This window comes from Pseudomonas syringae (genome assembly GCF_000737245.1).
GTDB classification, from domain to species: Bacteria; Pseudomonadota; Gammaproteobacteria; order Pseudomonadales; family Pseudomonadaceae; genus Aquipseudomonas; species Aquipseudomonas syringae_J.
Map to the genome: position 1 here is coordinate 32,779 of NZ_JPQU01000050.1, position 9,332 is coordinate 42,110.

The window sequence follows — 9,332 nt, forward strand, 5'->3', positions numbered from 1 at the left end:
CGTCCTTCCAGACCCATCTTGAGCATTTTCTCTCCTGCCTGAAGGAGAGAGCCCGGCGGCCTTTTCGTGGCGCAGTTTTGTAGTGGTTCTGCGTCGCCTGGCTTTTATAAAGGTGAGCGAGTATGGATGATCACGGACGCACCCCTTCCTCTAACCAGCCAATCCTTTACGTGCTCGATACTAACGTACTGATTCACGATCCTAATGCCCTGCTGAATTTCGAAGAACACCGCGTTGCAATCCCCATGACCGTGCTTGAGGAGCTGGACAAGCTAAAGGCCGGCAAGCATTCGGTCGCTGCCGAGTGTCGTCAGGCTATCCGATTGATCGACAAGACCTTGGGGGAAGCCACTCCCGATGAAGTCGAGAAGGGCGTGCCGATTGACCGTGGGACGGGGGTTTTCAAAGGTTATCTGTCGATCCTGATGAGCAAGCGCGAGGAACCCAACAGCCTTCTGCCCGAACACCTGAACGACAACATCATCATCAACCAGTTGATTGACCTGCATGCGCGCGACAAGGACCTGCGCCTTGTACTCGTCACCAAAGACATCAACATGCGTCTCAAGGCCCGCGCCTGCGGTATTGCTGCCGAGGACTACAGCACCGACCAACTGGTCGACGACGTTTCAATGCTGTCCCGTGGTTATCACACGGTTACCGGTTCGTTCTGGGATCGGGTCAGCAAGGTCGACACCCGCCAAGACCACGGCCGCACCTGGCACCGGGTTCAGATGACGGAGATGCTTCCGTCGGTCCATATCAATGAGTTCATCATCGACGAACAAGGCTTCGTGGGCTGGGTCAAGGGCGTCAAGTCCGACGAACTGATGATCCTCGACATGCATCAGGAGCCACTGCTGCATCAGGAAGCCTGGGGCCTCAAGCCGCGGGATATCTATCAAGGCCTGGCACTGTTCGCTTTGCTTGACCCGGATATTCATCTGGTCAACCTGTCCGGCGCTGCCGGTTCCGGCAAGACTATCCTGGCGCTGGCTGCTGCCATCGAGCAGACCATGGTCAGTAAACGCTACCGGCGCATCATCGCCACCCGCAGCGTGCAGGGTCTGGACCAGGAAATCGGTTTCCTGCCCGGCACCGAAGCGGAAAAAATGGAACCGTGGCTCGGCGCAATCACCGACAACCTCGAAGCCCTGCACATGGATGACGAAAACACCCACGGGAGTGTTGATTACATCCTCAGCAAAGTACCGTTGCAGTTCAAATCCCTCAACTACATCCGGGGCCGCAGCTTCCAGCAAAGCCTGATTCTGATCGACGAATGCCAGAACCTCACCCCGCACCAGATGAAAACCATCATCACCCGTGCCGGCGCCGGTTCCAAAGTGGTCTGCCTGGGTAACCTGGCGCAGATCGATACCCCTTATCTGTCTGCCACCAGTTCCGGCCTGACTTACCTGACGGAGCGCTTCAAAGACTTCCCGAACGGCGTGCACATCTCTCTGCAAGGCGTGCCACGCTCCATCCTGGCTGAATATGCGGAGTCGCATTTGTAGTCGGGCGAACCGCCTAGCCGCAAGCGTCAAGCTGCATGCTGCAAGCTTTGAGTCAGGAAGCTTGTGGCTTGCAGCTTGTAGCTTGCGGCTCTTCCTACCTACAATCCCCACTCCTGTTCAGGAGTAAAGCTGTGCTCACTCATCTCGATTCCCAAGGTCGCGCCAATATGGTCGACGTCACCGATAAAGCCGTGACGTCCCGTGAAGCCGTGGCTGAAGCGTTAATCCGTATGCTGCCTGCAACCCTGCAAATGATTGTCAGCGGTGGGCATCCCAAAGGGGATGTGTTTGCCGTGGCACGTATTGCCGGGATTCAGGCAGCGAAGAAAACCAGTGATTTGATCCCGTTGTGCCACCCGCTGATGCTCACCAGTATCAAGGTTGAACTCAGTGCCGAAGGTGCGGACGCGGTGCGTATTGTCGCTCGGTGCAAGCTGGCCGGGCAGACAGGCGTGGAAATGGAAGCACTGACCGCCGCCAGCGTCGCCGCTCTGACTATCTATGACATGTGCAAGGCGGTGGATCGCGGCATGGTCATCGAAACCGTGCGTCTGCTGGAAAAACTCGGTGGCAAGAGCGGCCACTTCATTGCCGACGAGTTGGAGGCGCAATGAGCGTAAACGTCCAGTATTTCGCCCGTTATCGGGAAACCCTCGGCCTGGATGGCGAGTTGGTGGAAGGCGACTTCCCCAACATTGATGCCCTGCGCCGACATTTGCTCGCACGTGACGGTGCGTGGGAGGTCCTGGCAGAGCAAAGCCTGATGTGCGCCCGCAATCAGGAAATGTGTCAGCTGGACGAGCCGTTGCAGGCCGGTGACGAAGTGGCGTTCTTCCCGACCGTGACCGGAGGCTGAGCATGGCGATTCGGGTTCAAGCAGCACCGTTCGATCCGGGGGCCGAGGTCAACGCGCTGCACGCGGCCAATGTTGGCGTCGGTGCAGTGGTCAGTTTTGTGGGTTACGTACGAGATTTCAACGAAGGGCGGGAAGTGTCAGGGATGTTCCTTGAGCATTATCCTGGAATGACCGAAAAAGCCCTGGGCAAGATCGCTGACGAAGCGCAGCAGCGCTGGCCATTGCTAAAGCTGGAGGTGCTACACCGGGTCGGTCCGCTGGAGCCTGGTGAGCCTATTGTGTTTGTCGGGGTTGCCAGTGCACATCGCCAGGCAGCATTCGAAGCCTGTGATTTCGTCATGGACTACCTCAAGACCCGGGCACCATTCTGGAAGAAGGAAAATACTTCTGCAGGGCCGAAGTGGGTTGAGGGACGTGAGAGTGATCATGCGGCGGCGGGAAGGTGGGACAAGCGCTGATACGGCGCTAAACCTTGTGGGAGCGAGCTTGCTCGCGAAGGCGGCGGTGAGTCAGACACAGTTCTAGAGCCTGAAATACAGCCTTCGCAAGCAAGCTTGCTCCCACAGGATTTTGAAGTGCAGTTACACCGGCTGAGCTGGCTTGCGAACCACAGCCCTTAACAACTCGGTCGGCGGCGTTTCGCAGCTGATCTTGCGACCCAGTTTCTCTTCGATCGATGGCAGCTGGTAAGAATCGTCTTCGCCGGCAAAGCTAATGGAAACCCCTGCGGCCCCTGCACGACCAGTCCGGCCGATACGGTGCACGTAGTCGTCCGGCACTTCTGGCAGGGTGAAGTTGATCACGTGGCTGATGCCGTCGATGTGGATCCCGCGTCCGGCCACGTCTGTGGCGACCAGCACGCGAATCTTGCCTTCGCGGAAGCCTTCCAGAGTCTTGATGCGTTTGTGCTGCGGCACGTCGCCGGACAACTGGGCGGCGTTGACGCCATCACGCACCAGGCGCTCTTCGATGCGGCGCACTTCGTCCTTGCGGTTGGCAAAGACCATGACCCGCTCCCAACCGTTGTCGTTGATCAGGTTGTAGAGCAGCTTGTATTTGTCCGCACCGGCTACGGCATAGATATGTTGCTCAACGTTTTCGCTGGCAACGTTCAAGGCTTCGATTTCGACAATGGCCGGATCGGTGGTCCACTGCTTGGCGAGGTTCATCACGTCTTCGGTGAAGGTGGCCGAGAACAGCAGAGTCTGACGTTCGCTTTTCTGCGGCGTCTGGCGAATGATCTGGCGGACCTGCGGGATGAAGCCCATGTCGAGCATGCGGTCCGCTTCGTCGAGGACCATGACTTCGACCATGTCCAGATGCACTTCACCGCGCTGGTTGAAGTCCAGCAGGCGGCCAGGGGTGGCGACCAGAATGTCGCAGTGCCGTGCTTCTAGCTGCTTGAGCTGTTTATCGAAGTCCATGCCACCGACAAAAGTCATGACGTTCAGGTTGGTGTACTTGGTCAGGTCGGCGGCGTCTTTGGCGATCTGTACCACCAGCTCTCGGGTCGGGGCGATGATCAGCGCGCGGGGTTCGCCCATGTAGCGTTCTTTGGGCGGCGGCGTTTGCGTGAGCTGCGAGATGATCGAAATCAGAAAGGCGGCGGTTTTGCCGGTGCCCGTCTGTGCGCGACCGATGGCGTCCTGGCCCTTGAGCGTAAAGCCCAGGACCTGTGCCTGAATCGGCGTGCAATAAGGAAAACCAAGGTCCTGGATCGCATGCATCAGTTCAGGAGCGAGGGCGAAGTCGTGGAAGCGGGTCTTGCCTTCCTGGGGCTCCACGCTGAAGTCTGCCAGGGTCCACGGGATGACCGGTGGCTTTGGCGCACGTTCGCGACGTGGGCGCTCGGATTTTGGCCTGGCGGCGCTGGTCAGCTCTTGGGTCGCAGTTTGCGCGACCTCCTCTGGAGCGACGGCTGGGCTCGTAGCCGGGGCTGAAACAGGGGCGCTGTTAGCCCGCGGGGCGCTTTCGATCTTGCCGGCGGGAGCGGGGGAGGTGGTGACAGGGCCAGCTGCGAGCGGCTCAACCTCGCCTTTACCAAACATCTTCTTAAGTGCTTTGAGCACGGTGATCTCGTCAGTTGATTAAGGAATGTACGCCCAGCAGTGTAAAGCAAGAATCATGCGCGGGCATCTGAATCGCTGCCGTGGGACCGGCTTTAGCCGGGAAGAGGTCGGTACTATCACTGACATTGAGTGACAGAGACACCGCCTTACCGGCTAAAGCCGGTCCCACGAGCCGGTCCCACGTCTATCCTTAAGTAGTCGATCAACTCAGTTTGTCGACCAGCCACGCGCCGATGTCGGAAATCTCCTGCGGTAACACTTGGTGCTCCATTGGGTATTCCTGCCATGCGACGGTTACGCCCTGAGCCTTCAAACGGTCATAGACGCTTCGCCCCATGGAAGTCAGGACCACATTGTCATGAGTGCCGTGCAGGCAGTAAGCCGGAATGCGTCTCTGGCTGGCAGACAGCTCCATCTCATCGCTGAAAGTCGGTGCATAAGTAGAAAGCGCCAGGACACCGCCCAGCGGTCCTTCCCAGCGCTTAAACGCCGCGTGCAGCACTACCGCGCCACCTTGAGAGAACCCGGCCACAAAGATCCGCGCCGGGTCGATGCCGCTGTCGCGTTGGGCTTCGATGAGGCTCAGGACAGTCTGAGCCGAAGCCTCAAGCTGGTCGTGATCAATAGCCCTGGCGGGGCTCATGGCGATAATGTCGTACCAGCTGGGCATCTCGTAGCCGCCATTGATAGTCACTGCCCGGGTTGGTGCCTGCGGCAGGATGAAGCGGGTGCTCAGCAAAGTTTCCTGAAGCGCTTCAGCAACCGGCATGAAGTCGTAACGGTCGGCACCCAGGCCGTGCAGCCAGATGACGCAGGCATCTGCACTGTTAATGGGTTCCAGAATCAGGTGTTCGCTCATGGTTGCTCCAATGCAGTGCGCTCGCTCTTTTGCAGTGCGTTAATGCGGTGCGCGTGTATTTAAAAGTGAAAGAAGATGTCGCAAGGTTACAAGTTTTCCTCTTGACCTGTCGCTAATTCGACATCGCCACCATGCTGGTACGGGCTTTGCTATGAAAACCCGGGAGTGAGAGCGCTCACCTCGGGCGGTAACACTATTGTGCTATTAGTGATGCTCGCCGGGGACAGCACGGAATCCATGCATCAGGATTTTCGGCAAGGTTCGTCCTGTACCGGGTTGGTTCAGGAATATCATGGCGCTTGAATCCGATGGGCCGTCTACGATTGATGATGCAGGCGATGAGATGAACTCACGTCTGGTTGGCAATCTGGCCTGACGTCCAATGACCCAAAAAAAAGCCAGCACGGGTCATGTATGCCTCACAAGGGTGCGACGGGATTCAAGTGCCTAAACAACAAAGAGCAAAACTGGAGGTTTGAATGAAGATGTTGAAATCCACCCTGGCTGTAGTAGCCGCTGCAGCAGCACTCGGCGTGAGCAGTTTTGCTCAGGCAGGCGCAACACTGGACGCCATTCAAAAGAAAGGCTTCGTACAGTGCGGCGTCAGCGATGGTCTGCCAGGTTTCTCCGTTCCTGATGCTACCGGCAAAATCACCGGTATCGACGCCGACGTTTGCCGCGCTGTTGCAGCGGCCGTTTTCGGTGACGCGACCAAAGTGAAATTCAGCCAGTTGAACGCCAAAGAGCGTTTCACCGCGCTGCAATCGGGCGAAATCGACATCCTGTCCCGTAACACCACGTGGACCAGCTCCCGTGACTCGGGCATGGGTCTGGTATTCACTGGTGTGACTTACTACGACGGCATCGGCTTCCTGGTAAACAACAAGCTGGGCGTCAAGTCGGCCAAGGAACTGGATGGCGCAACCATCTGTATTCAGGCGGGTACTACCACCGAGCTTAACGTTTCCGACTACTTCCGTTCGAACGGTCTGAAATACACCCCGATCACTTTCGACACCTCTGACGAAAGCGCCAAATCCCTGGAAGGCGGCCGTTGCGACGTTCTGACCTCCGACCAATCCCAGCTTTACGCACAGCGCAGCAAGCTGGCCGCGCCGAACGACTACGTTGTTCTGCCGGAAGTCATCTCCAAAGAGCCTTTGGGCCCTGTCGTGCGTAAAGGCGACGAAGAGTGGTTCTCCATCGTCAAGTGGACCCTGTTCGCAATGCTTAACGCTGAAGAAGCTGGCATTACCTCGAAAAACGTAATGGCAGAAGCCAAGTCCACCAAGAACCCGGACGTTGCCCGTATGCTGGGTGCTGATGGCGCTTACGGTGCCGACCTGAAACTGCCGAAAGACTGGGTAGTGAAGATCGTCTCGCAAGTCGGTAACTATGGCGAAATGTTCGACCGTAACCTTGGCGAATCGACCCCGCTGAAAATCAAGCGTGGCCAGAACGCCCTGTGGAACAAAGGCGGCATTCAGTACGCTCCACCAATTCGCTGATTGACCCGGCGCTCGACAGTCTGAAAGGGCTGTCGGGCGTCGTTCGTTCCATTTTTCCTGGGGCACTTCATGGAAAAGCAAATCGTCGCACCCAAGCAAAAGCTCTCCTTGAGCGACCCAAAAGTGCGCGCGTGGTTGTTTCAGATCATCACCGTAGTTGCAGTGGTTTCGTTGGGCTGGTTCATGTTCGACAACGTCCAGACCAACCTCGAACACCGTGGTATCACCTCGGGTTTCGGCTTTCTTGAGCGCAGTGCCGGATTCGGCATTGCTCAGCACCTTATCGATTACACCGAAGCGGACAGCTATGCCCGCGTTTTTGTCATCGGCTTGCTCAACACCTTACTGGTCTCGGTCATTGGTATCTTCCTGGCCACGATCCTGGGCTTCATCATCGGCGTCGCACGCTTGTCACCCAACTGGATGATCAACAAGCTGGCAACGGTGTATGTCGAAGTCTTTCGTAACATCCCGCCACTGTTGCAGATCCTGTTCTGGTACACCGCTGTCTTTCTGACCCTGCCAGGTCCAAGACAGGCTCACGGTTACTTCGACATGTTCTTCATCAGCAGCCGCGGCCTGAACATGCCGAGCGCTTATGCTGCCGAAGGTGCCTGGCCATTCTTTATCAGCATCTTGCTGGCCATCGCGGCCGTTGTGCTGATGACGCGCTGGGCGAACAAGCGTTTTGAAGCCACGGGCGAGCCCTTTCACAAGTTCTGGGTTGGCCTGGCACTGATCCTCGTGATCCCTGGCCTGAGCATGCTGATCTTCGGGGCCCCAGTGCACTGGGAAATGCCTGAGCTCAAGGGCTTCAACTTCGTCGGCGGCTGGGTACTGATCCCGGAACTGATCTCTCTGACGCTCGCCTTGACGGTCTACACCGCAGCGTTTATCGCTGAAATTGTGCGTTCGGGTATCAAGTCGGTCAGTCACGGCCAGACCGAAGCGGCTCGTTCGCTGGGCCTGCGTCCGGGGCCAACGTTGCGCAAGGTCATCATCCCGCAGGCTCTGCGCGTGATCATCCCGCCGCTGACCAGCCAATACCTGAACCTGGCGAAGAACTCTTCGCTGGCCGCAGCCATTGGTTATCCGGAAATGGTTTCGCTGTTTGCCGGTACGGTGCTCAACCAGACCGGTCAGGCGATTGAAGTCATTGCCATCACCATGAGCGTGTACCTGGCGATCAGTATCAGCATTTCCCTGCTGATGAACTGGTACAACAAGCGCATTGCGCTGATCGAGCGGTGAGGAAACGCGCATGACAACTCATATTTTCAAACCTGACATGCCGCCACCGGGCAAAGTTTTCGGCCCGGTTGCCTGGATGCGCCAGAACCTGTTCTCCAGCTGGATCAACACGCTGCTGACCTTGCTCTCGCTGTATCTGGTGTATCTGGTGGTTCCGCCGATCCTGAGCTGGGCGTTCCTGGACGCCAACTGGATCGGCACCACTCGCGCGGACTGCACCAAGGAAGGCGCGTGCTGGGTGTTCATTCAGCAACGCTTCGGCCAGTTCATGTACGGTTATTTTCCGACCGAACTGCGCTGGAGAGTGGACTTGACTGCCGTCCTGGCAATCGTCGGTGCTGCACCACTGTTCATCTCCCGCTTTCCGCGCAAGGCTGTCTGGGCGATTGGCTACCTGGTGATTTACCCGGTGCTGGCGTTCTACCTGCTGCACGGTGGCGCGTTCGGCCTGACCAACGTGCCGACCAGCCAATGGGGCGGCCTGATGCTGACCCTGGTGATCGCCACTGTCGGTATCGCCGGTGCATTGCCGCTGGGTATTCTGCTGGCGCTGGGTCGACGGTCCAACATGCCCGCCGTGCGCGTGGTGTGTGTGACGTTCATCGAGTTCTGGCGCGGCGTGCCGTTGATCACCGTGCTGTTCATGTCTTCGGTGATGCTGCCGTTGTTCATGCCTGAAGGGATGAACTTCGACAAACTGCTGCGCGCGTTGATCGGTGTGATCCTGTTCCAGTCGGCGTACATTGCCGAAGTGGTACGTGGCGGCATGCAGGCCATCCCTAAAGGTCAATACGAAGCTGCCTCGGCGATGGGGCTGGGTTACTGGCGGAGCATGGGGCTGGTCATCCTGCCTCAGGCGTTGAAGATGGTTATTCCCGGCATCGTCAACACCTTCATTGCCCTGTTCAAAGACACCAGCCTGGTGATCATCATCGGCCTGTTCGACCTGCTCAACAGCGTCAAACAAGCCACTGCCGATCCGTCATGGCTGGGCATGGCCACAGAAGGCTATGTCTTCGCGGCCCTGGTGTTCTGGATCTTCTGTTTCGGTATGTCCCGCTATTCCATGCATTTGGAACGTAAGCTGGACACAGGCCACAAGCGTTAGGAGTTTTGACATGAGTGAAGTTATCACCAAGCCTCTGGGCGCCGAAGGCATGATCCGCATGGAAGGCGTACACAAGTGGTACGGCCAGTTCCACGTGCTCAAGGACATCAACCTGAACGTGCGTCAGGGCGAGCGTATTGTGTTGTGCGGGCCATCGGGCTCGG

Annotated in this window: 9 protein-coding genes and 1 pseudogene; 8 read left to right on the top strand and 2 right to left on the bottom strand. The window is 57.7% G+C overall.

The window, feature by feature from the left end; translation table 11 throughout:
* The first annotated feature begins 122 nt into the window (after nucleotides 1–122).
* The 4 genes from IV01_RS07795 (at nucleotide 123) to moaE (ending at nucleotide 2,831) form a co-directional block, all read left to right on the top strand.
* A complete protein-coding gene (locus tag IV01_RS07795) occupies nucleotides 123–1,517 on the top strand; it encodes a PhoH family protein (protein WP_032630089.1) in 1,395 nt (464 codons plus the stop codon).
* Nucleotides 1,518–1,648: 131 nt separating this feature from the next.
* Nucleotides 1,649–2,131, top strand: a complete 483-nt coding sequence (gene moaC / locus IV01_RS07790) for a cyclic pyranopterin monophosphate synthase MoaC (protein ID WP_032630090.1) — start codon at nucleotides 1,649–1,651, stop codon at nucleotides 2,129–2,131.
* Nucleotides 2,128–2,373: a MoaD/ThiS family protein gene (locus IV01_RS07785; protein WP_032630091.1), complete on the top strand. Its 246-nt coding sequence runs from the start codon at nucleotides 2,128–2,130 to the stop codon at nucleotides 2,371–2,373. Before moaC ends, IV01_RS07785 begins: the two co-directional genes overlap by 4 nt.
* Nucleotides 2,374–2,375: 2 nt before the next feature.
* The gene (moaE, locus tag IV01_RS07780; protein ID WP_032630092.1) at nucleotides 2,376–2,831 is read left to right on the top strand and encodes a molybdopterin synthase catalytic subunit MoaE; all 456 of its coding nucleotides are present in this window, start codon (nucleotides 2,376–2,378) and stop codon (nucleotides 2,829–2,831) included.
* 123 nt (nucleotides 2,832–2,954) lie between these two features.
* On the opposite strand, the gene rhlB is transcribed toward moaE, so the two are convergent.
* Together rhlB and IV01_RS07770 are read right to left on the bottom strand one after the other, a co-directional pair.
* Nucleotides 2,955–4,448: an ATP-dependent RNA helicase RhlB gene (rhlB, locus tag IV01_RS07775; RefSeq protein ID WP_032630093.1), complete on the bottom strand. Its 1,494-nt coding sequence runs from the start codon at nucleotides 4,446–4,448 to the stop codon at nucleotides 2,955–2,957.
* 196 nt (nucleotides 4,449–4,644) lie between these two features.
* Nucleotides 4,645–5,301, bottom strand: a complete 657-nt coding sequence (locus tag IV01_RS07770) for an alpha/beta hydrolase (RefSeq protein WP_032630094.1) — start codon at nucleotides 5,299–5,301, stop codon at nucleotides 4,645–4,647.
* Between the two features lie 479 nt (nucleotides 5,302–5,780).
* Between IV01_RS07770 and IV01_RS07765 the strand changes: the two genes are divergently transcribed.
* The 4 genes and pseudogenes from IV01_RS07765 to glnQ form a co-directional block, all read left to right on the top strand.
* On the top strand, nucleotides 5,781–6,809 hold the full coding sequence (locus IV01_RS07765) for an amino acid ABC transporter substrate-binding protein (RefSeq protein WP_032630095.1): 1,029 nt from the start codon (nucleotides 5,781–5,783) through the stop codon (nucleotides 6,807–6,809).
* A 69-nt stretch (nucleotides 6,810–6,878) separates the two neighbouring features.
* The gene (locus IV01_RS07760) at nucleotides 6,879–8,060 is read left to right on the top strand and encodes an amino acid ABC transporter permease (protein WP_032630096.1); all 1,182 of its coding nucleotides are present in this window, start codon (nucleotides 6,879–6,881) and stop codon (nucleotides 8,058–8,060) included.
* Between the two features lie 10 nt (nucleotides 8,061–8,070).
* A complete protein-coding gene (locus IV01_RS07755; RefSeq protein WP_032630097.1) occupies nucleotides 8,071–9,168 on the top strand; it encodes an amino acid ABC transporter permease in 1,098 nt (365 codons plus the stop codon).
* Between the two features lie 10 nt (nucleotides 9,169–9,178).
* Nucleotides 9,179–9,332 (top strand): annotated as a pseudogene (gene glnQ / locus IV01_RS07750) (glutamine ABC transporter ATP-binding protein GlnQ); the annotation flags it as partial.